Raw genomic sequence first — 26,328 nt, 5'->3', positions numbered from 1 at the left:
AAACCGTACATATTTCTCCGGGGGGGCTCGTATACATAGTACTACAATACGAGGGAAGCGATAAAGCGCGGCGCCCCTGCGGGAGGAATTGGCAAAAATGATACCGATCCATTATCGCAAACCGTTGTGGAAGCTCCTGGCTGCAGGAGGACTAGCCGTCGCGGTCACCGGCTGCACCATCTCCGGCGTAGAAAAGACCGCTTCCGATCCGATCGACGCGCCGCCGGCCGTCGTCGAAAATCAGATGCTTCAGGCCGCCGACGACGCCATGGCGCCGATGGGAAGCTCCGCGATCGCGGACGGTCTGACCGTGTACTTGAAGGACAGCAGAGGCTACGTCGCGCCGATGACGCTGGACCGGTCCAAGCGGGAGAGCGCCACGGGTCAGAACGCGCCGGAGATCGAAGCGCTGGCCTGGATGACTGCGGACGCCAAGCTCGCCGGGCAGCTTCCCCCCAGGCTTCACGCCCGTGCTGCCCAAAGGGACGGTCGTCTCGAAGGTCGTTAAAAATCCCGAAGCCGGATCGGTCACCGTAGACTTCGCGAAGCCGCTGTCCGGCATCCCGGCGTCGGACGAGCGCAAGGCGCTGGAGGCGATCGTCTGGACGATGACGGAGCTGCCGGGCATCGACAAGGTGCATCTCACCGTCGCCGGCAAGGACATGACCCAATTGCCGGCTTCCGGATTGCCGGTCCCCGGCGTGCTCACGCGCAATATCGGCATCAACCTGGAGCGTTCGCCGCAGGTCAAAGTGAGCGATTCGATGGCCGTGACGCTTTATTTCTCCGCGAAGAACGAACAGGGCGACGGCTATTTTGTTCCGGTGACGCGTCTCGTCGAACGCCAGAACGACCGCGCCCGCGCCGCGCTGGGCGAGCTGATCAAGGGACCGCAGGATACGAAAAGCCTCGAAGCGGTCATGCTCGCGAATACGAAGGTGGAGGAACTTGCCCTTAAATCGGATACCGTGCAGGTCAAGCTGAAGGAGCAGGACTGGGCCGCCGGCATGACGATGCCGACCGAAATGATGGAAGGCCTGGTACTGACCTTGACCGAGGCGACCGGCGCGCCGAAGGTCGCGGTCGCCGTCAACGGCAGCACAAAGCTCACCGGAGCCGACAGTGAGACCTACGAACAGCCGGTCGAACGCCCGGCGCAGATTAACGCCTATACCGGCTGAGCCTGCTGCGCCCGCCGTGCCGACAGCAGCGTACTAGCGAATCAATCCGGATCCCTGAATCGAAACGCTGGCGCGCACGTCGAAACGTATATTCGGGTAGAGTCGCTTCCATTTCTCCCATCTGCCCTTCTCGTTGTGGTGGTCGGCCAGGTAATGCAGCCCGTAGCCGTAAGGATCGACGCCGGCGTCGCGGATCTTGTAAAGGAGCTTTTCTGCCTCCTCGGAGAAGTGCTTTCCCATTTTGCGTTCGAGCCCTCCCCAATCTTTTTCCAAAAGATCGGGAGGGCTTTGCTCAAGAAACCCTTCGATGCGGATGTTGATGACCGCGACGGGATTCTCTCCGCCGAGCAGATTGATTTTTGAAGTCGTGTGCGTCGCGGCGAGCACGATATTAATGGGCTTTTCCGGCAGCACCAGGATCGTATTGTCCACGCCGAAGGCGGTCATGTTGAATATGAGCGTCTCGTCCGGATCGAGGAAGAGGCGCATTTTTTGTTTGTCCAGCATGGCCGCGCGGTCGATTCTATAGGCGTCCCTGAATCGGCTGGCCACGGGCAGGACGGGATCGAGCCCCGTCTCGTAAATCCGGCGGTACAAATCGAACGCATAAGCCGTGACCGTGTTGGCGGCTTCCGTTCCTTCATTGCCGAAGGACAAAAACAAGGAGTTACCGGGATAACGTTCCGACTTGGGCTTCAGATTGACTACGGAATAGGCGTCGGGGTCGCCGATCATGACGTTCGAGACGCTCTGGATATCGCGGCGGCGGGACAGCCATTGTATCGAGTTGACGATGCCGTCTTTTTCGATCAGCTTGCGCCCGATGATAAACTCGCGGCAGTGACCGAATTCCAGCTCCTTGTCCACGGTCGATTTCAAATGCCGGACAGCCTCCGCGATCGAGGACGCGTCCACGGTCTGCACGACGGACATGGCGCCGCCCTCTTCGACCTTGGAGGAGGGGGAGGGCCAGTCTGAGCGTCACCCGGTAAGGCATGACCGGATTGTCCGAATAGTCGAATCCCGCCGAGACGACGAAGTACCTCTTATCGATGTCCTTCAGCTGGCAGCCGTCAAGCACGAGGAGCAGCGTCAGACACAGGCAGCGCATCAGCTTCCGGTGGCGGATCATCGGCTCGCACCGCCGCTCTGGCGGCCCGGCCGCTCGTCGATTCGCTTTACAAATCCTTTTTTCTTCATGACGAGAAATACGATCAGGAGCACGACCAATATGGATTCGACGATAAAGCGCGTGACCAGCCACATCTCGGCGGCCAAGCGGTTATAAATATCGTTGGTAAAATACGCGTAGACGAACGTCAACCCGGCCAACCCCCCCGCAGATCCACCAGTTGATGGCAGGCACGTTGACTTCGTCTGTCTGCGGCTTGTACTTTTTGAAGCAGGCTTTGAAAAACTCCATGCCCGTATGCCAAGTGTTCATGACGAACACGAGCGACAGGAACGTATAGAGCAGCAGGAACAGGTAGAGCACGCGCTGGATGAAGCCGTACTTCATCATCAGGCTGTCGGTCGTAACGCTCCAGACGTACAAATAATTGCCGACCGCCTGGGTGCCATGGAAGCCGATCGGCACGAAAAAGGAGACGAGCAAAAAAGAAGGCGCCGACGATCGGGATGGTCCATCGGAGCCTGAATTTGAGATCGCTCGGATTCAGCCGATTGAACAGCGTGATATTCATATGGCCGGAGAAAACGAACGTAGAGGCGAAAATGCAAACCATCGACGGCGGCTTGCGTATGCCCGCGTCTGCGATAAGCCGGATGGCATCCCAGTCCAGCCAGTTGCTGAACAACGCCTTGAACAGGATCCACAGGATGATCGGCGTGCTGACGATGAGCAGCACCTCGTGCGTGAATTGGACCGATCGGGACGTGCGGGACGCGGCCCACAGCGAGGCTGCCGCCATGACCGCCAAGTTCAAATAGGCGCTGGCCTCGGGATCGAAGAAAATGCCGACCGTGTTCGAATAGGAGAACAAAACGATAATGCCCGCGGTGCACCAAATCACGACGCCGACCATGTTCAGGCAGTTGGCGAGCCAGACCGGGAGGAAGAGCTTGTAGATCTCGGGCAGGCCGAGTCCGGGAAAACGTTGGAAGGCGGCGGAGGTCACGTAGCTGTAAAGCGTGCCGAAAGCGATGGCGATCGGAAACGACGACACGGCCCCGTCGAACCGGTGGCTGATCAGCACGTAAGGGACCAGCACCATGATATTCATCAGCCCGACGTAGAAGATGTGATAGTAGTAATAGCGGATCATAGGCGCGATTCCCTCCCGAACGCTTATTGGACTTTGTCGCTGGCTTTGCCTGCCTTGCTCTGGAACAGGGCGAAATAAGGCTCGCCGAAGCTTCGCATGTTGCACAGGTACACGACGAGCATGAACAAACCGACCACGACGCCAACGAGTCCCGCGAATACGGATACGATGACGAACGCGTACTTCAATATGCGGATGAAATAGCTAAAGGTGGAATTGGGAATGACAAAGTTGGAAATGGCCACGACGGACGTGACGATGATCATGATGCTGCTGACCAGGCCCGCTTGCTGGGCGGCTTGCCCCAGAATCAGACCGCCGACCGTCGCGGCCGTCGAGCCGACCGAACGGGGCAGCCGGAGGCTGGCCTCGATGAGCGCTTCGATCATGAACAGCATGAGCAGTACCTCGATGAAGGACGGATAAGGCACGGCCGCGCGGCTCCCGTCGATCGTGAAGGCGAGCTGGACCCGGAATACTTCGGGATTGTACGACACGATCGAGATATAGAGCGCCGGCAGCAAGAGCGTCAGCATCATGGAGATATAGCGCAGGCCGATGAGGAATCGGCTCATCCAGGACGGCTCGTAATGGTCGTCCATCGCGTACATGAAGTCGAAGAAGTGAACGGGCAGCAAGATGGCGAACCGGCTGCCGTCGAGCAGGACGGCGAGTTTTCCTTTATTCAGATGAATGCTGAGGCGGTCGGGCCGCTCGGTGAGCTGCGTGATCGGGAACAAGCGATACTTCGCCTGCGAGAGCTGCTTCGCCAGCTGTCCGGCGGACAGGAGCAGGCCGCTGTCCAGATTTTTTAGCCGCTTGCGCACTTCCTCCAGCGTCGTTTCGTTGCGCCTGGTGCGATCGTACAGCAAGGCGATTTTGGACTTGGACTGATTTTGCGGCTCGAAGTTTTCCACCGTCAGCTCGGGAACGTTGTACAGGTTGCGTACCAGCGTCAAATTGAGATCGAGGTTTTCGGTAAAGGCAGACTGCGGACCCTGCAGAGAGGCTTCCACTTGCGTCTGGTCGGGCTTGGTCTGCATTCTGCGAATCGCGCGGAATACGAAAACATCCCCTTCGTATTCGAGTATGATGTAGCCTTTGAGCAAGAAATCGACCCAGTGCTCTTCGGGGACGTCCTTCATAAACCCGATGCTGGTGTGCAGCATCCTGCGGAATTCGTCAGGGTCGAACCGGTAGGAGAACGGGATGATGATGCCGTCTTTAAGCTGGTCCATGTCGCACATGCCCGGAAAAAAAGCAGATTTGCATTTTGGCGTAACCGTTGTCCATCGTCTCGGCCGTAAAATCGGCAGGCGTGCCGAGTACTTCCTTGATCTTATCGAGCATGGCGGGACCTCCTTTCATTTTCCATTCCCGGTTAGGTTGCCCTGAATCCGTCGGCTCATTCGTAAGCTCGCCTTGGCGTATTGGATAAGTCCGAAGATGCTTTTGCCATTGCACTCTGGTAAAATGGGATGGATTTGTCGGGGGGACGCTTGTCCCGCCGCTTAAGCTCAAGGAGGAATGGCATTCATGAGATCGGACGGAAGAGATCGCGGCGAGCTAAGACCGATGGCCGTCGTGCTGAATCCGAACAAATACGCCGAAGGCTCGGTACAGATCGAGATGGGCGATACGAAGGTGCTCGTCACGGCCACGGTCGAGGAGCGCGTGCCGCCGTTCCTGAAAGGTCAGGGCAAAGGGTGGGTGACGGCCGAGTACGCGATGCTGCCGAGAGCGACGCATTCGCGCAATCAGCGGGAATCGGTGAAGGGCAAGCAAGTCGGGCGCACGATGGAAATCCAGCGATTGATCGGGCGCGCGCTGCGCTCCGTCGTCAACCTGGAAGCGCTTGGCGAGCGGACGATCACGCTGGACTGCGACGTGCTGCAGGCGGACGGGGGCACGCGGACCACCTCGATTACGGGCGCGTTCATCGCGCTTGCGCTTGCCGTTCACAAGCTCGCGGGCACCCATGCATTCGCGAAGTACCCGCTGACCGACTATCTGGCTTCGGTCAGCGTAGGCGTCCTGGGCGACGCCGCGCTGCTCGACCTGAACTACGCGGAGGACTCCAAGGCCAAGGTGGACATGAACGTGGTCATGACGGGCGCCGGCGCGTTCGTCGAGGTGCAGGGGACGGGCGAAGAGCAGCCGTTCACGCGGGCTGAGCTGGACGCCATGCTGGCGCTGGCGGAGTCGGGCATCGCCAGACTGATCGAGCTGCAGAAGCAGGCGCTGGGCGAAGCGGGCGCGCGAATCGGCACGGTGCGGACATGAGGCTCGCGCCGGGCGATACGCTGCTCGTCGCGACGCGCAACAAAGGCAAGACGGCCGAGTTCCGGGCGGCCTTCGAGACGCTCGGCGTGAAGGTGGCCGATCTGACCGAATTCGAGGGCGGCCGGGATATTCCGGATATCGTCGAGGACGGCGATACGTTCGAGGCGAACGCCAAGATCAAGGCAAGGACGGTCGCGCTCGCGACCGGACTGCCCGCGCTCGCGGACGATTCGGGCCTGTGCGTCGACGCGCTCGGCGGCGATCCGGGCGTCTTTTCGGCGCGATACGCCGGCGAAGGCGCTACCGATGCGGACAACAACGAGAAGCTGATCCGTGAGCTGCGCGCAGCGGGGGCTTCCGTGCCGGAAGAGATCGCGGGGGGCGCGTCGCAGGCGCTGAGCACGGCCCGCTTCGTCAGCTGCCTCGTCCTTTTCAAGCCAGACGGCGATACGCTGAGCGCGGAGGGCGCCGTCGAAGGCATCGTGACCGGCGCGCCGCGCGGCGCGGGCGGGTTCGGCTACGATCCGCTGTTCTGGCTCCCTTCGCACGGGCGGGCGATGGCGGAGCTGAGCGTCAGCGAAAAAAACGCGATCAGCCACCGCGGGCAAGCGCTGGCGAAGCTGCTTCGTCTCCTCGGGGCGCCCGGGGCGGCTCGCTGAACGGCGGGCTGCTCAAAAATGGAGAAACGAGGCTGCTCGTAGCGGGTCCCTCAACATGTTTCCGACTCGGCTTCGCCGGTGAGACGCGCAAGCACCTGCAGTTCTTCGCGCTGCTCCTCGGCCCTTGGATGGCTTGCCAACCTGCGACGGTAAAGCAGTCTCGGGGAGGACTAATTCAGCCTGCAAGGCAGTCTGCGCGTGAAAGTAGTCTTGGATAGGACTACTTTGGCCATACTGGCAGCCTGTGCGCGTAAAGTAGTCTCCGTTAGGACTAACTCAGCCTGCAAGGCAGTCTGCGCGTGAAAGTAGTCTTGAATAGGACTACTTTTGCCATACTGGCAGCCTGTGCGCGAAAATAGTCTCCGTTAAGACTAACTCAGCCTGCAAGGCAGTCTGCGCGTGAAAGTAGTCTTGGATAGGACTACTTTTGCCATACTAGAGTTGAGTCCATATAATTGTGTAAAATGGATGGCCTCTTGAAAATAAGGAGAGCCATGAAATAGAACCTCGTCTAGAATGGAGTTGTCGAGACAACATTCAAGGGAGAGGGCTATTCATGGCTCAGTATCAGATTACACTAGACGAGGCACTATTGCATCAATTGTTTATTGGACAGGCACGTGACGAGGGAGTGGCCAAGCTGCTGGAGACGGTGCTCAACCAGGTGTTGAAGGCGCAAGCAACAGATCAACTGGAGGCCGAACCTTACGAGCGTACGCAAACCCGTCAAGGCCAGCGAAACGGCAGTTATGCGCGAGGATTAACGACACGGGTAGGCAAGCTGCAGCTGGAGGTTCCGAGGTTTCGAGACGGCCAGTTCTCCACAGAGCTATTCGCCCGGTATCAACGTAGTGAGCAGGCGCTGGTGACATCCCTTATGGAGATGGTCGTGAACGGCGTCTCGACGCGGAAGGTTCAGCGGATTACAGAGGAACTTTGCGGTACAACGTTTTCGAAATCCACAGTGAGCGAGCTGTGTAAGCAGTTGGATCCGCTGGTGGAGTCTTGGCGCACGCGTTCCTTGGAGGAAAAGAGCTACCCGTTTGTCATTGTGGACGCCATGTATGTCAAAGTTAGAGAGAACGGTCGGGTGCGCTCCCGTGGCGTGTTAACCGGCTACGGCATCAACGAGCACGGTAACCGTGAGGTGCTTGGAATTTCCATCGACGATACCGAGTCCGAAGCGAGCTGGAGTGCATTCTTTGAGGGCTTGAAGCAGCGTGGACTCCATGGCGTAGACCTGGTCATCAGCGACACGCATGGCGGCCTTGTCCAAGCGATTAAGCATCACTTTCAAGGGGCGACATGGCAAAGGTGTCAGACGCATTTTACGCGAAATATTCTAGATGTCACGCCGAAGGCACTACAATCCGAAATAAAGGCGGCTCTGCGCTCGATATTCGAAGCGCAGAACCTGGAGAGCGCGAGAAGGCTGCTGGAAGAAACGCAAGAGATGTACCAGGAGAAAGCGCCAAAGGCCATGGAGACGCTGGAGCGAGGATTTGACGACGCCACAGCGGTACTGGCATACCCGGAAGAGTACCGGGTAAGAATCCGGACCTCGAACGGCATGGAGCGAGTCAACCGGGAGATCCGTCGGCGAGAATCGGTTATACAGATTTTTCCGAACCGTGAATCGGTTATCCGATTAATCGGTGCCGTGCTCATGGAGCTCGAAGAATTATGGAGCAACAAGCGCTTCATGGACATGACAAGGTACCATGCGTGGCAGAAAGAGCGTGCGAAGAATCAAAAGTAAGCAACAAAATTCGTCGACGAGGATTTTACACATAAATATGGACTTGACCCATACTAGCAGCCTGTGCGCGAAAATAGTCTCCGTTAAGACTAATTCAGCCTGCAAGGCAGTCTGCGCGTGAAAGTAGTCTTGGATAGGACTACTTTTGCCATACTGGCAGCCTGTGCGCGAAAATAGTCTCTGTTAAGACTAATTCAGCCTGCAAGGCAGTCTGCGCGTGAAAGTAGTCTTGGATAGGACTACTTCTGCCATCCTGGCTGCCTGTGCGTATCAAGTAGTCTCCGTTAGGACTACGTCGGCCGTTAACCGCCTTCGCGCGATCGCGCTTGCTGGCCGGCTATATGGCAGCCATCGATCAAAACGCAAAAGGATGGAGCAGAATCGGATTCTGCTCCATCCTTTTAGTCGTTTTATTGAGAAATTTGCTAGACAAGCCTGACTTTGTACGATCGCAGCCAGTAATCGACCTGCAGCAGGTAAGCGAACAATTGCGGGCCGCTCATGAGCTGGCCGAACCAGGGCAGGTTCGTGCTGGCATCCGCCGTCTCGGCGATTTGGCGGACCTTTTTCCCGTCGATCAGCTGCAGCAGCGGAGACGACGCGTCGTCAAGACGTTCCAGCAGGCGCGTTTTCACCGCGGACAAGTAATTCGGATTATGCGTCTTCGGATAAGGACTCTTTTTTGCGGTATAACACGTCGTGCGGCAGTACGCCTTCGAGCGACTTGCGGAGAATGCCCTTCTCCCGGTCGCCGGCCTGCTTGATTTTCCACGGGACGTTGAACACGTAATCGACCAGGCGGTGATCGCAGTAAGGCACCCGCACTTCAAGCCCTGCGGCCATGCTCATCCGGTCCTTGCGGTCCAGCAGCGTGGGCATGAACCGGGTGATGTTCAGGTACGACATGCGGCGCATGAGCCGCTGCTCCTCGTTTTCGCCGGGCAGCGCCGGCACCTCGCTCACGGCCTGCGCGTAGCGGTCGGCCACGTATTCACGCGGCCGGACCGTCTCGAGAACGCCGGGCGACAGGATGCTCTCCCGGAGATCCACGGACAGCGACCAAGGGAACGTGTTCGCTTCCAGCGCTTCCTTGCGGTGGAACCAAGGATAGCCGCCGAACACTTCGTCCGCGGCTTCGCCGGAGACGGCAACGGTCGCGCCCTTTTTAATCTCCCTGCAGAACAAGTACAAAGACGCGTCGATATCCGCCATCCCCGGGTAATCCTTGGCCCGTACCGCCGCTTCCAACGCTTCGACGAGCTCGGGCGTATCGAACGCGATCGGATGGTGGACCGTGCGCAGATGCTCGACCATCCGCTCGATCCAGGGCGCGTCGGCGTTCGGCTGGAAGGCGTGCGCCTTGAAGTGCTTGTCGTTGTCGACGTAGTCTACCGAGTATGTGTCGACGTTGCCTTGTCCCGTGCGATTGTAATAGGCGACAGCGAGGGCGGTCAAGGCGCTGGAGTCCAGCCCGCCGGACAGCAGCGTGCACACCGGCACGTCGGAGGCGAGCTGACGCTCGAGCGTATCCGCGAGCAGCTCGCCGATGCGCGCGGCCGTCGCGGCTTCATCGTCCTCGTGCTCCCGGCTCTCGAGCTGCCAGTACGTCCGGATGCGCAGGCCGTTTCGGTCGAAAGCGAGCGTCTGGCCCGGCTTCAGCTCGGACAGTCCGCGCCAGATGCCGTGGCCCGGCGTCCTCGCGGGGCCGAGCACGAACAGCTCGGCGAGTCCCTCGCCGTCGATCTCCGGCTCTATGTCCGGGTGCGCCAGCACGGCCTTCGGCTCCGAGCCGAACAGCAGACGGCCATCGTCGTGACGGTAGAAGAACGGCTTGACGCCAAGCCGGTCGCGCGCGGCGAACAGCGTCTGTTCGAGCGAATGCCAGACGGCGAACGCGAAGATGCCGTTGAGCCGCTCCACGCAGGCCGGGCCCCACTCTACGTAAGCTTGCAGCAGCACTTCCGTATCGCAGCTCGTCTTGAACGCGTAGCCGAGAGAGAGCAGCTCTCTTTTGAGCTCGGGCGCGTTGTACAATTCTCCGTTATACACGATGACGCAGTCGCGGTCCTCCGCCTCTTTCGACGGACGTACCATCGGCTGCGCGCCGTTCGCCGGATCCATGACGGACAAGCGCCGATGCCCGAACGCGCAATGGCGGGAGAGCCAAGTGCCCGAGGCGTCGGGGCCGCGCAGCTCCAGCGTTTCCGTCATGCGCTCGAGCACGTCGGCCTGTTGCGTCAAGTCCCGGTTCCAATCGATCCAGCCTGTTATTCCGCACATGGCCTATCGCAACCTCCCCCGCTGGTATCTGCCTGGCTGCCTAATGAATGGGGCAGGACCAATCAAAAGATGTGTATTCGGAATTCAGAGTAAAATGTCTGTCCTTGCGGAAAATATAAGAACGGGCGCCCGAAAGGAGAGGATGCGGCCATGTTGACGGTGAGGCACGCCGCTTTTCGAAGAGTGCTGGCGAGGGGCAGGCAATTGTACGGCGAGGTAGAGGTGCATACCGACCTTGCGCGCGCGCCGCGTCTGTTGGCTTACTTCCGCAAGGAAGACGACGGCAGGCTGCAGCTCGTCCGCGTCATGAAGGAGGACTCCTATCTCGAGCCGGGCGTCATCGGCGTCGTCGATCTTCCCGTCTATGCCGCCACCGAGGACGTGACGGAGCAGTTGTTCAGCGGACCTGACCATGCGGCGGGAGAAGACAGGCACGTCTTCGGCCGGCAGATCGTCGCGATCGGCGAAGTACGGGAGGCGCTCGAGCAGGCGCTCGTCTGACAAGCCGGTCAGCTTAAGATGCGGGAGGAGGGACTTGCATGCCTGGCAAAAGGAAGAAGAACAAAGGCAACAGCTACGCCGAGCGGGGCGAGGAATTCGCCGAAGCGGTGATTAAGGCGACGGAAGGCAACCATCCGGCGCAAAACGCGCCAGCGTCGCCCCACAACCGATAATCGGAAAGTCGTCATCGGCGTCGTGCAACTCGGCGGACCGTCGTCTCGTCTTATTTTCCAAACGGAAAAATAAGGGAGCCTGGCGATATGCGCGAGACCTCATTTAGACATACGGCAGCGCGGCGGATCGTCATCGCCGCGCTGTTCGTCATGGCGCCGGCTTGGCTGGGCGCATGCGGCGCGAAGAACGGGGCGGAGGAGGCGCGGAATGTCGCCACTGACGCAGTCATCGTCCAGGGAACGCCTACGGCAGGAAATGCGTCGGCGGTCGACCCTGCTTCGGACGAATCGATGAAAGGCGGCCCGACTGCGATAGCCAGTGCGGCGGCGTCAGCGGCCCCGACAGCAGCGGAACGCGCGGCAGCTCCCAATGCGAGCGAATCACGTACGATAACTTTTGGCGGCGCGGACGGAAAAGCGGCCGTCACGCTGCCGCTGATCGGCGTGCCGACCGAGTACGGCGTCGACGTCGAGGGATCCTCGACGTCGATTCTGCCCGTGGCGGATCTGCCCGCGCAGGCGTTCGTAGTACCGAAGGAGCTGGCTTCGAAACTCGCCGTCTATTGGATGAATCTCGGCTACGACGAGCGCGGATTCATGATGCTGGCCCCCAAGGGCTGGATGGCCAGCGGCGTCGTGGGCGCGGACGGTTCTTTCGGCTTGCACGCCGCAGATCCGGCGGACCCGGGACGATTTTTGGATACGATCGACACGGCGGGCGGCTGTCAAGGCTGCGCGATCGCCGATATCGGCGCTTACTTTCCCAAGCTGGCGAAATGGGCGGAGGAGCAGGGGTTTCCTGCCGAATCGCCGAAGGCATACCTGACCTCGAAACGAGTCGGGGACCGCATGATCGAATTTACGGAATCTCCAGGGGGAGGGGCATGGCGGATACGGCGTGCTTGGAGCGGCGTACGAAGAGCACGAGGGCGGCAGCTTGTTCCGGAGCGCCAGAACGGGTTACGCCGAATCGGATCAAGCGGTAGCCGAGACGATGATCGCTTTTTTATACATGGATGTACGGCGAACGTTGAGCGGCTTGCTTACTTCAGCGCTGTCAGGATAACCCCGACCGTAATCAGCCCGATGCCGATCCCGTTCAGCGGCGTGATTTTTTCGCCGAGGAATAGAAAAGCGAGCATCGCCGCGATGACCACGCTGAGCTTGTCGACCGGCCCGACCTGCGCGACCTTGCCGTACTTGAGGGCAAGAAAATAAAACATCCAGGATACGGCGCCAGCCACGCCGCTGAGCGCGACGAAGCCTAATGCCCGCTTATGTCCCCAGATCGTGCCCATCTCGCTCCACTTGCCCTGGACGACCACGACGCCGAGCATGAAGACGGCCATAATGACCGAGCGCACGGCAGTCGCCGCGTTCGAATCGATATTTTGCAATCCGACTTTCCCGAAGATGGCGACGAGCGCGGCGGCCGCGGCGGAAAGCAATGCATAGATCAGCCAGATTCCCATTTTGCAGAAAAACCTCCATAGACGAGTGTGTCCTTCGCAAAGCCTGCGCCGTCACCGCGGCGCGCGATCGGTGTTATAATAGTAGGAAGCGATTGAACGCTAGAACATGGCAGCATGGAGGCAGACGGCTTGGCACATTTATACTTCAAGTATGGCACAATGAACAGCGGGAAATCGATCGAGATCATCAAAGTGGCGCACAATTACGAAGAACAAGGGAAGCGCGTGCTTCTTTTACCCCGGCCATCGACACCCGTATCGGGGCCAATCTCGTCGGATCGCGAACCGGACTGACTCGCCCGGCGATCCCGGTGGACGCGGATACCGACCTGTTCGAGTGGGTCCGGCGGGAGCAAAGCGGCGACGGGCAGCGCATCTCCTGCGTGCTCGTGGACGAAGCCCAGTTTCTCAATAAGCGGCAGGTGCTGGAGCTCACGTGGATCGTCGACGAGCTCGACATTCCCGTCATGGCGTTCGGCCTCAAAAACGACTTTCGCAACGAGCTGTTCGAAGGCAGCTACAACCTGCTCGTCAACGCGGACAAGATCGAAGAGATCAAAACGATCTGCTGGCACTGCGACCGCAAGGCGACGATGGTGGTCCGGTCCGTCAATGGCGTGCCGGTGAACGAAGGCGACCAGATTATGATCGGCGGCAACGACGATTATAAGCCGGTGTGCCGGAGCTGCTATCGCAAGACGTTCCAAGGCGGACTCTGAACGCATGGTTTGGACGGAGCAAATGGAAGTCCCCGAGTCTCGTGCGCGAGGCGCGGGGATTTTTATTGTTTTGCACGAGCGGATCGACCGGAACGGGGAACGGAAGCTTCGCCGTTAGTAACAAAAAACCCGCAAAGCCTTTGATATCAAGGCTTTGCGGGTTTTGAACGATATTATCAGCAAAGTCAGTCTTGCGTAAATGAAACACGTCCCAAGAGGGATTCGAACCCCCGACCGCACGCTTAGAAGGCGTGTGCTCTATCCAGCTGAGCTATTGGGACACAGCTTGATTATATTACCACAGGGACAAGGCTTCGCTCAAGTCCCAAATTTAGAATTCTGCCGCGTGCGCGCTAGACACGCGAAGCGCCTTGCGCATATGCCGGTACGGATGGCCGTTAATGCGGATACGCTTGTCTTCCTCGAACCCGAGCCGGGCGTACAGGGCGCGCGCGTACTCTTTTCCGATATCGACGTTCAACGCGATCGCGGCGTATCCCCGCGCGGCCGCTTCCAGCTCGGCATGGCGAATGAGCGCCTTGGCGAATCCGCGGCCTTGATACGCCGGGAAAACGGCGACGGCATCGATATAATATTCGTCTTCATCGGCTTCGCGGTCCTGCACGGCGTCCCCGAATCCTTCAGCGCGAAGCCGCTCGGCGATCGGCGCGTAGAGCGCGTCCGCTTGATCGCCGCCGTAGCACAGGAAGGTGCCGGCGGGTTCGCCGCCGTCGGCGATGAGCAGCGCATGACGATCGGCGCTGAACCGGTTGCCCGGCGTCCTGTAGTATTCGGCCAGCTTTGCGAGCACGGCCGCCTCAGTACGTTCGCCTGTGAGCCTAAAGGCGATGTCTTCGATGGCCAGCAGCACGAGCCTGGCTGCCGCTGCGCCGTCGGCAAGCCTTGCGGGTCTGATTTGCATGCGCGAAGGCCCTCCATTTTCGATTTTTTTCTACGCTGAGAAATAAAAAAGCCTCTGCGGCAACAGAGACTCGTCGGTTATGCGGTTGGAGCGGGTGATGGGAATCGAACCCACGCCTCAAGCTTGGGAAGCTGGCGTTCTGCCATTGAACTACACCCGCTTAGCAGTAGTATAATAGCATAGCTTGGCCGCTCAAGGCAACGCGCGGCTTTTTTTATTTGTTTCGTCTTCGTGATATAATTCGTGAATCGGACTGGTCAAGCAAGCACTCGGACAGCGATGGAGGAAGGGGTTCGCGGCGTGTCGGACTTCACCGGGGACAATCTGGTCTTGTTTCCCAAGACCTTGGACTACTATCAGATACAATTGACGCGCATGCTCGAGACGGAGCGATACGGGGAGGCCAAAGGCCTATTGGACTTCCTGCTGAAGTGCGGAGGAGAGGCGGAGCGGCATCATACCGAGTGGCAGGCGCTGCTCGGCTGGCTGGAGGCCGCATTCCCGGAGGCGACTGCAACGGGGCTTCCCGGAGAAGAGGCGGACGGTGCGGAGGAGGAAGAAGAGGACGCGGAGTCGGTCTTGCGGCAGCGGGTACTGGACCGGGCGGCAGAGGATCCGGCGTATTTGCAGCGGCTCATTTCCATTCTTTTCGACGACGAGGATCCGGAGCAGCAGTTGCTGGCGCTGGGCCAAATGACGCATCTCCCCGGACCCGAAGCCGAAGCGGCGCTGCGGCGATGGTTGTCCGAGCGCGAGCGCCATCCGCTCGTGCAGTTCCGTGCTTTGCAGCTGCTGCGCAGGTTCGGGGCCGAGGGCACGGCGGTCGTGCTGCGGGACGGCGAGGCGCTGGCGCTCGAGATCGAAGAGACGCCGCTTTCGTTCGAGGACTTTCCGCAGGCGGTGCTCGAGGTGCCGGAACGGCTAAGCCGGATGGCGGAGGTGTCCGATCCCGCCTTGTCTTACTTCGCGGACGAGATGTGGCGCGAATGCGTGCAGGCCGCTTACGGCTCCAACGTGTTCAAGTGGATGATGGAAGCGGACGACGGGGCATCGGATCTGTGGGCCGCGGCACTTCACCAGCATCTGCAGGAGAAGCTCCACGGACAGACCGGCGACGAATCGACGCGGGAACAGTACGGCATCACGGGCGAGCTGCGATTCCGTTACGAGCAGGCGCTGCGCTGGCTGAGGGCATACGGGGCGGACACGGTCTGATCCGCGCCCGTTTTTGCCTTGAATTCGCTGCCAGTCTTGTTCTATAATAAAATGGTTTATGTCAATCGGCCGCATCGGGCGGCAAGACGTCTTCGGAGGGATTGAATATTATGCAAGCAAAATGGGAAAAAATAGAGAAGAACGTCGGCGTTCTGGAGGTCGAGATCGACGAGGCGAAGGTCGCCGAGGCGCTTGACAAAGCCTTCAAGAAGGTCGTTCAAAAGGTAAACGTACCCGGCTTCCGCAAAGGCAAAGTACCGCGCGGCATCTTCGAATCCCGCTTCGGCATCGAGAGCCTGTATCAAGACGCGATCGACATTCTGCTGCCCGGCGCATACAGCGAAGCCGTCGAACAGACGGGCATCGTGCCGGTAGACCGTCCGGACGTGGACGTCGAGCAGTTCGGCAAGGGACAGTCCTTCATTTTCAAAGCTAAAGTTACCGTTAAGCCTGAAGTGAAGCTGGGCGAGTACAAAGGCCTTGAAGCGCCTGCTGCGGATACCGAAGTCAAGGATGAAGAAATCAACGCCGAACTCGAGCGTCTGCAAAACCGCCATGCCGAGCTCGTCGTCGTCGACGAAGGCCCCGCGCAAAACGGCGACACCACGATCATCGACTTCGAAGGCTTCCTGGACGGCGAACCGTTCGAAGGCGGCAAGGGCGAGCGCTACTCGCTCGAGCTGGGCTCCGGCTCCTTCATCCCGGGCTTCGAAGAGCAAGTCGTCGGCCTGAACATCGCCGAGGACAAGGACATCAACGTTACGTTCCCGGAGAACTACCAAGCCGAGAACCTGGCCGGCAAGGACGTCGTGTTCAAGGTGAAGCTCCACGAGATCAAGCGCAAGAACCTGCCCGCCCTGGACGACGAGTTCGCGAAGGACGTCAGCGAGTTCGACACGTTCGACGAATACAAAGCGGACCTGACGAGCAAGCTGAAGGAACGCAAGGAAAAAGAAGCCGAAGCCGCCAAGGAAAACGCCTTGATCGACAAGGCCGCCGAAGGCGCCGAGCTTGAGATCCCGGAAGCGATGATCGAGTCCGAGATCGACAGCATGCTGAAGGATTTCGAGAGCCGTCTGCGCATGCAGGGCATGACGCTGGATCTGTACTATCAGTTCAGCGGCCAGGACGAAGCGGCGCTGAAGGGCCAGATGCGCGTCGACGCCGAGAAGCGCGTCCGCAACAACCTGGTGCTCGAAGCGATCGCGAACGCCGAGAACCTGGAGATTTCCGAGGACGAGCTGTCCGCCGAGCTGGACAACCTCTCCAGGATGTACAACCGTTCTGCCGACGAGCTCCGCACGATCTTCGGCTCCAACGGCTACATCGACACGCTGAACGCCGACCTCAAGGTTCGCAAAGCCGTCAAGTTCCTGCTGGAGAACAGCAAGACCGCATAATAGCCGCAAGACCGGCGCGTCGCCGGCTTCCGGTTCATAATCATGAGGCACGTGATCATCGCGTGCCTCATTTTTAACCCTACATATGCTCCGAATATGCCCGAACCGCGCGCATTTTTCGCCGACATGACATTCGGGTATGAACATGTTAGAATATTACCGAATCGCGAAGTCCATTTCAGAAAAGAGGTTGGCGCGTATGGCATTGGTCCCTATGGTCGTTGAACAGACTAACCGCGGAGAGCGGTCTTATGACATCTACTCGCGATTGCTGAAGGACAGAATCATATTTTTAGGCAGTGCGATTGATGACGATGTCGCCAATCTCATCATGGCCCAGCTGTTGTTCCTCGCCGCAGAAGACCCGGAGAAGGACATCCATCTTTATATCAATTCCCCTGGCGGTTCGGTCACGGCCGGCATGGGTATTTACGATACGATGCAGTACATCAAGCCTCCGGTGAGCACGATCTGCGTCGGCATGGCCGCGAGCATGGGGTCACTGCTGCTGACGGCGGGAGCTCCAGGCAAGCGCTTCGCGCTCCCGAACAGCGAGATCATGATTCATCAGCCGCTTGGCGGCGTGCGGGGGCAGGCTTCCGATATCAAGATTCACGCCGACTGGATCGTCAAGACCAAGGAGAAGCTGAACAAGATCTACGTGGACCGGACCGGACAGCCTTACGAGAAGATCGAGCGCGACACCGACCGCGACAACTTCATGAGCGCGGACGAAGCGCAGGCTTACGGGCTGATCGACAAGGTCATCTCTTCTCCGACCAACGTATAAGGAGTGATTCCATGTTTAAATTCAACGACGAGAAGGGCCAGCTGAAATGTTCCTTCTGCGGCAAGTCGCAGGATCAGGTTCGCAAGCTGGTAGCCGGACCGGGCGTCTATATATGCGACGAGTGTATCGAGCTGTGCACGGAAATCGTCGAAGAGGAGCTCGGACACGAAGAAGAACTCGATCTCAAGGATATTCCGAAGCCGATCGAGATACGCAATATTCTCGACCAGTACGTCATTGGCCAGGAGCAGGCCAAGAAGTCGCTGTCCGTCGCCGTGTACAACCACTACAAGCGGATCAACTCGCAAAGCAAGATCGAGGACGTCGAACTGCAGAAGAGCAACATCATGCTCGTCGGCCCTACGGGCTCGGGCAAGACGTTGCTGGCGCAGACGATGGCCAAGATTTTGAACGTGCCGTTCGCGATCGCCGACGCCACTTCCCTGACGGAAGCCGGCTACGTGGGCGAAGACGTCGAAAACATTTTGCTCAAGCTTATCCAAGCTGCGGACTATGACGTGGAAAAGGCCGAACGCGGCATTATCTACATCGACGAGATCGACAAGGTCGCCCGCAAGTCAGAGAACCCGTCGATCACCCGCGACGTTTCCGGCGAAGGCGTGCAGCAGGCGCTGCTGAAAATTCTCGAGGGTACGGTCGCATCCGTGCCTCCGCAGGGCGGACGCAAGCACCCGCATCAGGAGTTCATCCAGATCGACACGACGAACATTCTGTTCCTTTGCGGCGGCGCATTCGACGGCCTCGAGCAGATCATCAAGCGCCGGATCGGCAAAAAGGTCATCGGCTTCAGCGCGGCCCTCGAAGGCCAGAAGGAGCTTAAGCCGGGCGAATATCTATCCCTCGTACAGCCGGAGGATCTGCTGAAGTTCGGCCTGATCCCCGAATTCGTCGGGCGTCTGCCGGTCATCTCTTCGCTCGAGCCGCTCGACGAAGCCGCGCTGGTGCGCATTCTGTCCGAGCCGAAGAACGCGCTGGTCAAGCAATACCAGAAGCTGCTCGAGATGGACAACGTCAAGCTCGACTTCGAGCAAGGCGCGCTTGAAGAGATCGCCCGCGAAGCGATCAAGCGCAATACGGGCGCCCGCGGCCTGCGCGCCATCATCGAGGGCATCATGCTTGAGGTGATGTACGAAGTGCCGTCCCGCGACGACGTCAATTCCTGCGTCATTACGGAGAAGGTCGTGCGCGACAAGATCGCGCCCGAACTGACGAACAAGAAAACGAAGAAAAAAGAAGAGAGCGCTTAAGGCGCCTCTATTCCGCTCAAGTTCCACCCCGCCCCCTCGCGAACGCCGTGCGGAGGCGGGGTGGACTTATGCCTTTACGGGGTGAACTGAACCATGTATTTGCGTACGGATACCGTGCCGGTCCGCGTCGGCAACCTGACGATCGGCGGCAACAATCAAGTCGTGCTGCAGAGCATGTGCACGACGAAGACGGCGGACGTCGCGGCCACGGTGGCCGAGATCAAGCGTCTCGAGGAAGCCGGCTGCCAGATCGTCCGCGTGACGGTGAACAACAAGGAAGCGGCCGCCGCCATCAAGGAGATCAAAAAGCAGATCAGCATTCCGCTCGTCGCCGACATTCACTTCGACTACAGGCTGGCGCTGCTCGCGATCGAGAACGGCATCGACAAAGTCCGGATCAACCCGGGCAACATCGGGCGCCGGGAAAAGGTCGAGGCGGTGGTTAAGGCGTGCAAGGAGCGGGGAATCCCGATCCGGATCGGCGTCAACGCGGGCTCGCTGGAGAACCATCTGCTCGAGAAGTATGGCTATCCGACCGCGGAAGCGATGGTCGAGAGCGCCTTGTTCCACATCGGCATTCTCGAAGAACTGGATTTTCACGATATTATCGTTTCTCTTAAGGCGTCCGACGTTCCGATGGCGATCGAGGCGTATACGAAGGCGGCCCAGGTGATCAAATATCCGCTTCACCTCGGCATTACCGAAGCGGGTACGTTGTTCTCCGGCACCGTCAAGAGCGCGGCGGGTCTCGGCGTTCTGCTGAACGCCGGCATCGGCAACACGATGCGCATCTCGCTCAGCGCGGATCCGGTCGAAGAGATCAAGGTCGCGCGCGAGCTGCTCAAGACGTTCGGTCTGATCACCGACGCGCCGACGCTCATTTCTTGTCCGACATGCGGACGTCTGGACATCGATCTGTTCTCCGTGGCCAACGAGGTCGAGGAGTACTTGTCCAAGCTCAAGGTGCCGATCAAGGTATCCGTGCTCGGCTGTGCGGTCAACGGTCCGGGGGGAAGCGCGCGAGGCCGATATCGGCATTGCGGGCGCCCGCGGCGAGGGCATGCTGTTCCGTTACGGCGAGATGATCCGCAAGGTCCCCGAGGCCGAGCTCGTAGACGAGCTTAAGAAGGAAATCGACCATATCGCGGCCGTATACGCCGAGACGGGCGAAATTCCGGGCCGCAAGCAGCATGCGCCGAAGCCCGGCGTCGCGGCCGGCACCGTCTAAGTATTCGTTTGAACGCGCCGCCGCTAGCGGCATGAAGAAGAAGTCCCGCAGCCTGCGGGGCTTCTTTGCGTGTTGCCGGCAAAAGCGGCCTGGTTGACTGGTTGAATGGAGGTTTCCTGGTCGAATGGAAGGTTGTTGGGTAATAAGAGGTGCGGAACATTAAATTCGTATCGATAAGGAGGAATGCATCAACATGGCCGAAGCGACAATCAAAAGCATGGAATCCTGTATCGAAGACTGCCTCGCTTGCGTAAAAGCTTGCAATGAATGCTACGACGCATGTCTTGGGGAAACGCATATCGATAAAATGCGCGACTGTATCCGGCTCGACCGGGAATGCGCGGACCTGTGCGCATTCACGGCGCATGCGATGACGATGCGAAGCAGCTATCGCGGAGAACTCGCACTGCTGTGCGCGGAAGCGTGCCAGCGCTGCGGAGAGGCATGCGCGAAGCACGAACACGAGCATTGCAGGCGCTGCGCTGAAGCTTGCTTCAGGTGCGCCGAGTCTTGCCTGAAGCTGGCGCGCGAGCTGAGCGCGCTTTAAACGGAAGCAGCGCATGCTTAAGCCTAGACAGTTCGCGATGCGCGCACCCCTGTTAGACTGCTGGCCGCGATTTGCGCGCTGACTGCCAACCTCATCCTCGCATGACTATATCCGCCTCCAACCGGGCAATACTAAAAATTATGCTGCCAGCTTGCCGGTTGGACGGACGTGGAATCCACGACGCTAGTAGAGAGGATGAGGTTATATGGCACTGGGCACCGTTTTGATGCTCGTACAGGTTTTTTTCGCCGTCGTAATCGGGATTTACTTTTGGAATCTGCTTCGCAATCAAAAAACGAACAAGACGGCCGTCGACCGGGAGTCGCGCAAGGAGATGGACAAGCTGCGCAAGCTGAGGTCCATCTCGCTGACGAAGCCGCTATCGGAAAAGACGCGTCCTGTGTCGATGAACGATATCGTCGGACAACGCGAAGGCCTCCGCGCGCTCAAGGCCGCGCTGTGCAGCGGCAATCCGCAGCACGTCATCGTCTACGGGCCTCCCGGCGTGGGCAAGACGGCCGCGGCGCGCGTCGTGCTGGAGGAGGCCAAAAAAAATCCTTCGTCGCCGTTCAGGCTCGAAGCGAAGTTCACGGAGATCGACGCGACGACCGCCCGCTTCGACGAGCGCGGCATCGCCGATCCGCTGATCGGCTCGGTTCACGATCCGATCTATCAGGGCGCCGGCGCGATGGGCGTGGCCGGCATTCCGCAGCCTAAGCCTGGCGCGGTCACGAAGGCGCACGGCGGCATCCTGTTCATCGACGAGATCGGCGAGCTGCACCCGATCCAGATCAACAAGCTGCTTAAGGTTCTTGAGGATCGCAAAGTATTTCTCGAAAGCGCCTATTATCACGCGGAGGATCCGAATATTCCGCTCTATATCCATGATATCTTCCAGAATGGGCTGCCTGCCGACTTCAGGCTCGTCGGCGCGACGACGCGATCGCCGAGCGAGCTGCCGCCGGCGTTGCGCAGCCGTTGCATGGAGATCTACTTCCGGCCGCTGCTGCCCTCCGAGATCGGCGAGATCGCCCAGAACGCGGTTGCCAAGATCGGCCTGCCGGCCGACCCGGAAGCCGTCGAAGTCGTGAAGCATTACGCGACCAACGGCCGCGAAGCCGTGAATATGATCCAACTGGCGGCGGGGCTGGCTTTGTCGGAAAATCGCCAGCGCATCTCGGCCTCGGATCTCGAGTGGGTCGTGAACAGCAGCCAGCTGCCGCCGCGACCGGACCGCAAGGTACCCGACAAGCCCGCGGTGGGTTTCGTGAACGGCCTGGCGGTGTTCGGGCCGAGCATGGGCGCGCTGCTCGAGATCGAGGTGACGGCGATCCCGGCGATGCCGGGCAAGGGCGTCTATACGATCACGGGCGTGGTTGAGGAGGAAGAGATCGGCGGCGGGCAGCGCACGCTGCGTCGCAAGAGCATGGCGAAGGGATCGGTCGAGAACGTGCTGACGGTGCTTCGCGCCTTCGGTCTCAGGCCGGAAAATTACGACCTTCATATCAACTTCCCCGGCGGGACGCCGATCGACGGGCCGTCGGCCGGAATCGCGATGGCTGTCGCGATCGCTTCCGCGATCACGGGCCAGCCTATCGACAACAAGCTCGCGCTGACGGGGGAGATCAGCATCCACGGCCGCGTGAAGCCGGTCGGGGGCGTGCTCGCGAAGGTCGAGGCGGCTTTCCAATCCGGCGCGGACACGGTGCTCATTCCGAAAGAAAACTGGCAGGCGATTTTCGAAGGGCTGCAAGGCGTCAAAGTCGTTCCGGTCGAAACGGTGGAGGAAGTGTTCGTTCGCGTGTTCGGTCCGGCGCCGCTCCGTCTGCCGGGCGAACTTGAGACCGCGGATCGGCCGATGCCGGCCGACGGGTACACGGCGGCGGCTCCCCTATCGATCCTTCACGCCGGATCGCCCGCTTCGCCGAATCCGTCCGAGAGCGTTCGCGCTCCGCTTCACGGAGACGGCCGCCCCGCGCCGGGCTCAAGCGTTTAAACTGTTTGTTCCGACTGCCGGTACGAGCGCCGTCCTTCGGACGGCGCCGCTGTGTTTTTTGCGGCGCGCAATTTCTTTTGATACAATGACTGAAGGGTTAGCCGCCGGCTAATGGCGACCCTAACCATACCGGGCCACGCCGCTTGCGGCTAGGCTTGAGGAGGTGCCGTCCTTATGGCTTCGAACAAGACGAAGAGCCGTTCATTGCCTTTGCTCCCTCTACGCGGGCTGCTCGTCTACCCCAGCATGGTGCTGCATCTGGACGTAGGCCGCGAGAAGTCGATCAAGGCGCTCGAGCAATGCATGATCGACGACCACATGATTCTGCTATGCTCCCAGTCGGAGATCAATATCGAAGAACCGACGCAGGAGGACATTTACCGCGTCGGCACGATCGCCAAGGTCCGGCAGATGCTGAAGCTGCCGAACGGCACGATTCGCGTGCTGGTCGAAGGCGTCGTCCGCGCGGAGATTGAACAGTATTTGCCCAATGACGGCTTCTATGAAGTCGTCGCCCGGGAGCTCCCGGAGCCGGATTCGAACGATTCCGAACTGGATGCGCTCATGCGCGCGGTATTAAGCCAGTTCGAGCATTATATCAATCTCTCCAAGAAGGTCACGCCGGAGACGCTCGCCGCCGTGTCCGACATCGACGAGCCTGGCCGCCTGGCCGACGTCATCACTAGCCATCTGTCGCTTAAGATCAAGGACAAGCAGGAGATTCTCGAGACGGTCGAAGTGCGCAGCCGGCTGGAGAAGCTCCTCGACTTCCTGAACAACGAGCGCGAGGTGCTGGAGCTCGAACGCAAGATCAGCCAGCGCGTGAAGAAGCAGATGGAGAAGACGCAAAAGGAATACTATTTGCGCGAGCAGATGAAGGCGATTCAAAAGGAACTCGGCGAGAAGGAAGGCCGGGCAGGCGAAGTCGAGGAGCTGCGGAGCCAACTTGAGGAGAAGAAGCTGCCGGAGAAGATCGCCGCCAAGGTGGAAAAGGAAATCGACCGTCTCGAAAAGATGCCGGCCTCGTCCGCGGAAGGCGCCGTCATCCGTAATTATATCGAATGGCTGCTTGCCCTTCCGTGGAACCATTTCACGGAGGACCACCTGGATCTTTCGAAGGCCGAGCAGATACTGGACGAAGCGCATTCCGGCCTCGAGAAGCCGAAGGAGCGCGTGCTGGAGTATCTGGCCGTTCAGCAGCTCGTCAAGAAGCTGAAGGGACCGATCCTCTGCCTCGTCGGGCCGCCCGGCGTCGGCAAGACGTCGCTCGGCCGCTCGATCGCCGCTTCGCTCGGCCGCGAGTTCGTGCGCATCTCGCTCGGCGGCGTGCGCGACGAAGCCGAGATCCGCGGACACCGGCGCACTTACGTCGGCGCGATGCCGGGCCGCATCATTCAGGGCATGCGTACCGCAGGCTCGATGAACCCGGTATTCCTGCTCGACGAGATCGACAAGATGGCGAGCGACTTCCGCGGCGATCCGTCGTCCGCGATGCTCGAGGTGCTCGATCCGGAGCAGAACGCGACGTTCAGCGACCACTACATCGAGACGCCGTTCGACCTGTCCAACGTCATGTTCGTGACGACGGCCAACGTCGCCCACCAGATTCCGCGTCCGCTGCTCGACCGGATGGAGGTTCTCTACATTCCGGGCTATACCGAGCTGGAGAAGCTCGAGATCGCGAAGCATCACCTGCTGCCGAAGCAGAAGCGCGATCATGGTCTCGAGGAGGATCAGCTTCGGATCGACGAGGAGGTGCTGATGCAGCTCGTACGGGGTTACACGCGCGAATCGGGCGTGCGCAACCTGGAGCAGCAGCTCGCCGCGATCTGCCGCAAGGCGGCCAAGATCATCGTAGGCGATTCAGAAGTCAAGTCCGTCGTGGTAGACGCAGCGAAGCTCAAGGAGTTTCTCGGCCCGGCCAAGTTCCGCTACGGAATGGCAGAACTAGAGGACCAGATCGGAGCCGTTACGGGCCTGGCCTGGACGGAAGTGGGCGGAGACACGCTCGTCATCGAGGTGACGGTAATGCCCGGCTCGGGCAAGCTGACGCTGACCGGCAAGCTCGGCGACGTGATGAAGGAGTCGGCGCAGGCCGCGTTCAGCTACACGCGCAGCCGGTCGATCGCCCTCGGCATCGATCCGCAGTTCCATGAGAAAAACGATATTCACATTCATATTCCCGAAGGCGCGATTCCGAAGGACGGTCCGTCGGCGGGCATTACGATCGCCACGGCGTTGATCTCCGCGCTCACGAACCGGCCGGTGAACCGCGAGGTCGCTATGACGGGCGAGATCACGCTCCGCGGCCGCGTGCTGCCGATCGGCGGACTGAAGGAAAAGTCGCTCGCCGCCCACAGGGCTGGCATCAAGACGGTGCTGCTGCCGAAGGACAACGAGCGCGACCTTCGCGACATTCCGGACAGCGTGCGCAGCGAGATGACCTTTATCCCGGTGGCGCATATGGACGAAGTGCTCGAGCACGCGATGGCGACCAAGCTGAGCGACTTGCCCAGCGGGGATGAGCCGATCACGGCTGAAGTCGCGATGCCGCGCGAGGGCGATAGGGAAGAGCTTCCCCCCGATGGGGACGCATTGACGGGAGTGTACCGCTTCATATGAAGATCAAGTCCAGCGAATTTATTATCAGCGCAGTAGGACCTAAGCAATATCCCGTTGACGGCTTGCCGGAGATCGCTCTGGCAGGCCGTTCCAACGTCGGCAAGTCTTCGCTGATCAACCGCATGCTGCTCCGGCGCAATCTGGCCCGCACGAGCTCGCAGCCCGGCAAGACCCAGCAATTGAACTACTACAAGATCAATGAACAAATGTATTTCGTGGACGTGCCGGGCTACGGCTACGCCAAAGTGTCCAAGTCCGAGCGAGAGGCATGGGGCCGGATGATCGAGAACTATTTGCGTCAGCGGGAGGAGCTCAGGCTCGTGATCCAGCTGATCGATCTGCGGCATCCGCCCACCGCGCTCGATATTTCCATGTACGAGTGGCTGTCCCATTACGACATTCCGCTGTGCGTCGTCGGCACCAAAGCCGACAAGCTCTCGCGTAACCAGGTCGCGAAGCATGGGCGCATCATGCGGGAGACGCTCGGCATGCCGAAGGGCGCGCCGCTCGTTTTGTTTTCATCGGAGACCGGAGAGGGTAGAGATGATTTATGGAACATTATCGCCCACGCCGCTGATATTCCCGTTGCTTCCCCTCCTGAATCGCAGCATGAACGGCAGGAAACCGAGGATAACGGTTAATTGTACGGTTCAATGCCGGGAGGAATCGATTTTTACGGCTTTTTTCGGCTAAATCGGGTTTTCTTCGGAAGATAAGATCGAGCCGGATGTCGTATAATTAAAAAGGCAAGGAATCATCACCTTCGTGAACAAAATGGAATTGAGGAGATTTTTATGGCTAAGCGGGTAGCCACAGAGTATGTAAACGCCAGTCTGACATTGACAGAAGCCGAGATGCGAAGCTTAACCTCCCTATGCGGAACGCAGCAGCTGCGCCAGCAGATTTTCGTGCTGGAGAACGGCAACCAAGAAATGGTTCTAGAAGACGAAGCTGGCGGCGAGTCGATCCGCTTGACGTTCGAGCGTCGCGGCGGCCGTTACCGTTGCTCCTTATCCTGCAGAGTCGTC

The 26,328-nt window shown here is 59.6% G+C and carries 21 protein-coding genes, 2 tRNA genes and 5 pseudogenes; 18 read left to right on the top strand and 10 right to left on the bottom strand.

All coding sequences use genetic code 11. The features are described from left to right. Positions 1–97 precede the first annotated feature (97 nt). On the top strand, positions 98–508 hold the full coding sequence (locus OMP38_RS04765) for a hypothetical protein (RefSeq protein WP_277564093.1): 411 nt from the start codon (positions 98–100) through the stop codon (positions 506–508). After that, entirely contained in the window at positions 471–1,181 is a 711-nt protein-coding gene (locus tag OMP38_RS04760) for a GerMN domain-containing protein (protein WP_277564092.1), read from the top strand. Before OMP38_RS04765 ends, OMP38_RS04760 begins: the two co-directional genes overlap by 38 nt. 33 nt (positions 1,182–1,214) lie before the next feature. On the opposite strand, the pseudogene OMP38_RS04755 reads toward OMP38_RS04760, so the two are convergent. The 5 genes and pseudogenes from OMP38_RS04755 to OMP38_RS04735 all read right to left on the bottom strand — a co-directional run. Continuing rightward, positions 1,215–2,123, bottom strand: a pseudogene (locus OMP38_RS04755) (Ger(x)C family spore germination C-terminal domain-containing protein); the annotation flags it as partial. Between the two features lie 186 nt (positions 2,124–2,309). After that, a complete protein-coding gene (locus tag OMP38_RS04750; RefSeq protein WP_277564090.1) occupies positions 2,310–2,504 on the bottom strand; it encodes a hypothetical protein in 195 nt (64 codons plus the stop codon). Continuing rightward, positions 2,501–3,466, bottom strand: coding sequence for a hypothetical protein (locus OMP38_RS04745; protein WP_277564089.1), 966 nt, complete (start codon positions 3,464–3,466; stop codon positions 2,501–2,503). Before OMP38_RS04745 ends, OMP38_RS04750 begins: the two co-directional genes overlap by 4 nt. Before the next feature lie 23 nt (positions 3,467–3,489). Next, positions 3,490–4,704 carry a spore germination protein gene (locus tag OMP38_RS04740; RefSeq protein ID WP_277564088.1) on the bottom strand — a complete coding sequence of 405 codons (1,215 nt, stop codon included), beginning with the start codon at positions 4,702–4,704 and terminating at the stop codon, positions 3,490–3,492. Further along, a complete protein-coding gene (locus OMP38_RS04735; RefSeq protein ID WP_277564087.1) occupies positions 4,691–4,816 on the bottom strand; it encodes a hypothetical protein in 126 nt (41 codons plus the stop codon). The genes OMP38_RS04740 and OMP38_RS04735 overlap by 14 nt, the downstream gene beginning before the upstream one ends. A 186-nt stretch (positions 4,817–5,002) precedes the next feature. Between OMP38_RS04735 and rph the strand changes: the two genes are divergently transcribed. From rph to OMP38_RS04720, 3 genes are all read left to right on the top strand, one after another. Beyond that, on the top strand, positions 5,003–5,749 hold the full coding sequence (gene rph, locus OMP38_RS04730) for a ribonuclease PH (protein ID WP_277564086.1): 747 nt from the start codon (positions 5,003–5,005) through the stop codon (positions 5,747–5,749). Further along, complete coding sequence (gene rdgB / locus OMP38_RS04725; protein ID WP_277564085.1) at positions 5,746–6,408, top strand: RdgB/HAM1 family non-canonical purine NTP pyrophosphatase; 663 nt, start codon at positions 5,746–5,748, stop codon at positions 6,406–6,408. Before rph ends, rdgB begins: the two co-directional genes overlap by 4 nt. Positions 6,409–6,964: 556 nt before the next feature. After that, positions 6,965–8,167 carry an IS256 family transposase gene (locus OMP38_RS04720; protein WP_277564084.1) on the top strand — a complete coding sequence of 401 codons (1,203 nt, stop codon included), beginning with the start codon at positions 6,965–6,967 and terminating at the stop codon, positions 8,165–8,167. A gap of 425 nt (positions 8,168–8,592) precedes the next feature. On the opposite strand, the pseudogene asnB reads toward OMP38_RS04720, so the two are convergent. After that, positions 8,593–10,447 (bottom strand): annotated as a pseudogene (gene asnB / locus OMP38_RS04715) (asparagine synthase (glutamine-hydrolyzing)). A 150-nt stretch (positions 10,448–10,597) separates the two neighbouring features. On the opposite strand from asnB, the gene OMP38_RS04710 reads away from it, so the two are divergent. The 3 genes and pseudogenes from OMP38_RS04710 to OMP38_RS04700 all read left to right on the top strand — a co-directional run. Then, positions 10,598–10,948, top strand: a complete 351-nt coding sequence (locus OMP38_RS04710; RefSeq protein ID WP_277564083.1) for a hypothetical protein — start codon at positions 10,598–10,600, stop codon at positions 10,946–10,948. Between the two features lie 38 nt (positions 10,949–10,986). Next, a complete protein-coding gene (locus OMP38_RS04705; RefSeq protein WP_255374446.1) occupies positions 10,987–11,121 on the top strand; it encodes a hypothetical protein in 135 nt (44 codons plus the stop codon). Between the two features lie 87 nt (positions 11,122–11,208). Continuing rightward, a pseudogene (locus OMP38_RS04700) lies at positions 11,209–11,913 on the top strand (DUF4850 domain-containing protein); the annotation flags it as partial. Between the two features lie 251 nt (positions 11,914–12,164). Here OMP38_RS04700 and OMP38_RS04695 read toward each other — a convergent pair. Continuing rightward, positions 12,165–12,593: an EamA family transporter gene (locus OMP38_RS04695; RefSeq protein ID WP_277564082.1), complete on the bottom strand. Its 429-nt coding sequence runs from the start codon at positions 12,591–12,593 to the stop codon at positions 12,165–12,167. Between the two features lie 129 nt (positions 12,594–12,722). Here OMP38_RS04695 and OMP38_RS04690 point away from each other — a divergent pair. Next, positions 12,723–13,312 (top strand): annotated as a pseudogene (locus OMP38_RS04690) (thymidine kinase). A 207-nt stretch (positions 13,313–13,519) separates the two neighbouring features. On the opposite strand, the gene OMP38_RS04685 reads toward OMP38_RS04690, so the two are convergent. The 3 genes from OMP38_RS04685 to OMP38_RS04675 form a co-directional block, all read right to left on the bottom strand. Further along, a tRNA-Arg gene (locus OMP38_RS04685) sits at positions 13,520–13,593 on the bottom strand. 50 nt (positions 13,594–13,643) lie between these two features. Further along, positions 13,644–14,234, bottom strand: coding sequence for a GNAT family N-acetyltransferase (locus OMP38_RS04680; protein ID WP_277564081.1), 591 nt, complete (start codon positions 14,232–14,234; stop codon positions 13,644–13,646). Between the two features lie 86 nt (positions 14,235–14,320). After that, a tRNA-Gly gene (locus OMP38_RS04675) sits at positions 14,321–14,394 on the bottom strand. 140 nt (positions 14,395–14,534) lie between these two features. On the opposite strand from OMP38_RS04675, the gene OMP38_RS04670 reads away from it, so the two are divergent. From OMP38_RS04670 to yihA, 9 genes and pseudogenes are all read left to right on the top strand, one after another. Continuing rightward, positions 14,535–15,449 (top strand): HEAT repeat domain-containing protein, encoded by a 915-nt coding sequence (locus OMP38_RS04670; protein WP_277564080.1) that lies wholly within the window; start codon positions 14,535–14,537, stop codon positions 15,447–15,449. 110 nt (positions 15,450–15,559) lie between these two features. Next, complete coding sequence (gene tig, locus OMP38_RS04665) at positions 15,560–16,849, top strand: trigger factor (RefSeq protein WP_277564079.1); 1,290 nt, start codon at positions 15,560–15,562, stop codon at positions 16,847–16,849. Between the two features lie 199 nt (positions 16,850–17,048). Beyond that, positions 17,049–17,639 carry an ATP-dependent Clp endopeptidase proteolytic subunit ClpP gene (gene clpP / locus OMP38_RS04660; RefSeq protein ID WP_090115565.1) on the top strand — a complete coding sequence of 197 codons (591 nt, stop codon included), beginning with the start codon at positions 17,049–17,051 and terminating at the stop codon, positions 17,637–17,639. Between the two features lie 11 nt (positions 17,640–17,650). Further along, the gene (gene clpX / locus OMP38_RS04655) at positions 17,651–18,907 is read left to right on the top strand and encodes an ATP-dependent protease ATP-binding subunit ClpX (protein ID WP_217597306.1); all 1,257 of its coding nucleotides are present in this window, start codon (positions 17,651–17,653) and stop codon (positions 18,905–18,907) included. A 93-nt stretch (positions 18,908–19,000) separates the two neighbouring features. Beyond that, positions 19,001–20,135 (top strand): annotated as a pseudogene (ispG, locus tag OMP38_RS04650) (flavodoxin-dependent (E)-4-hydroxy-3-methylbut-2-enyl-diphosphate synthase). A 193-nt stretch (positions 20,136–20,328) separates the two neighbouring features. Beyond that, positions 20,329–20,682, top strand: coding sequence for a four-helix bundle copper-binding protein (locus tag OMP38_RS04645; RefSeq protein ID WP_277564078.1), 354 nt, complete (start codon positions 20,329–20,331; stop codon positions 20,680–20,682). Between the two features lie 205 nt (positions 20,683–20,887). Continuing rightward, on the top strand, positions 20,888–22,678 hold the full coding sequence (gene lonB / locus OMP38_RS04640) for an ATP-dependent protease LonB (protein WP_277564077.1): 1,791 nt from the start codon (positions 20,888–20,890) through the stop codon (positions 22,676–22,678). 174 nt (positions 22,679–22,852) lie between these two features. Next, positions 22,853–25,300, top strand: coding sequence for an endopeptidase La (lon, locus tag OMP38_RS04635; protein ID WP_277564076.1), 2,448 nt, complete (start codon positions 22,853–22,855; stop codon positions 25,298–25,300). Further along, positions 25,297–25,941 carry a ribosome biogenesis GTP-binding protein YihA/YsxC gene (yihA, locus tag OMP38_RS04630; protein WP_277564075.1) on the top strand — a complete coding sequence of 215 codons (645 nt, stop codon included), beginning with the start codon at positions 25,297–25,299 and terminating at the stop codon, positions 25,939–25,941. Before lon ends, yihA begins: the two co-directional genes overlap by 4 nt. Positions 25,942–26,328 lie beyond the last annotated feature (387 nt).

Origin of the sequence: Cohnella ginsengisoli, from assembly GCF_029525555.1 — a bacterium.
Taxonomy (GTDB): Bacteria; Bacillota; Bacilli; order Paenibacillales; family Paenibacillaceae; genus Cohnella; species Cohnella ginsengisoli.
The sequence above is the reverse complement of the archived record's forward strand: the minus strand, read 5'-3'. Positions and strand labels throughout refer to the sequence as shown.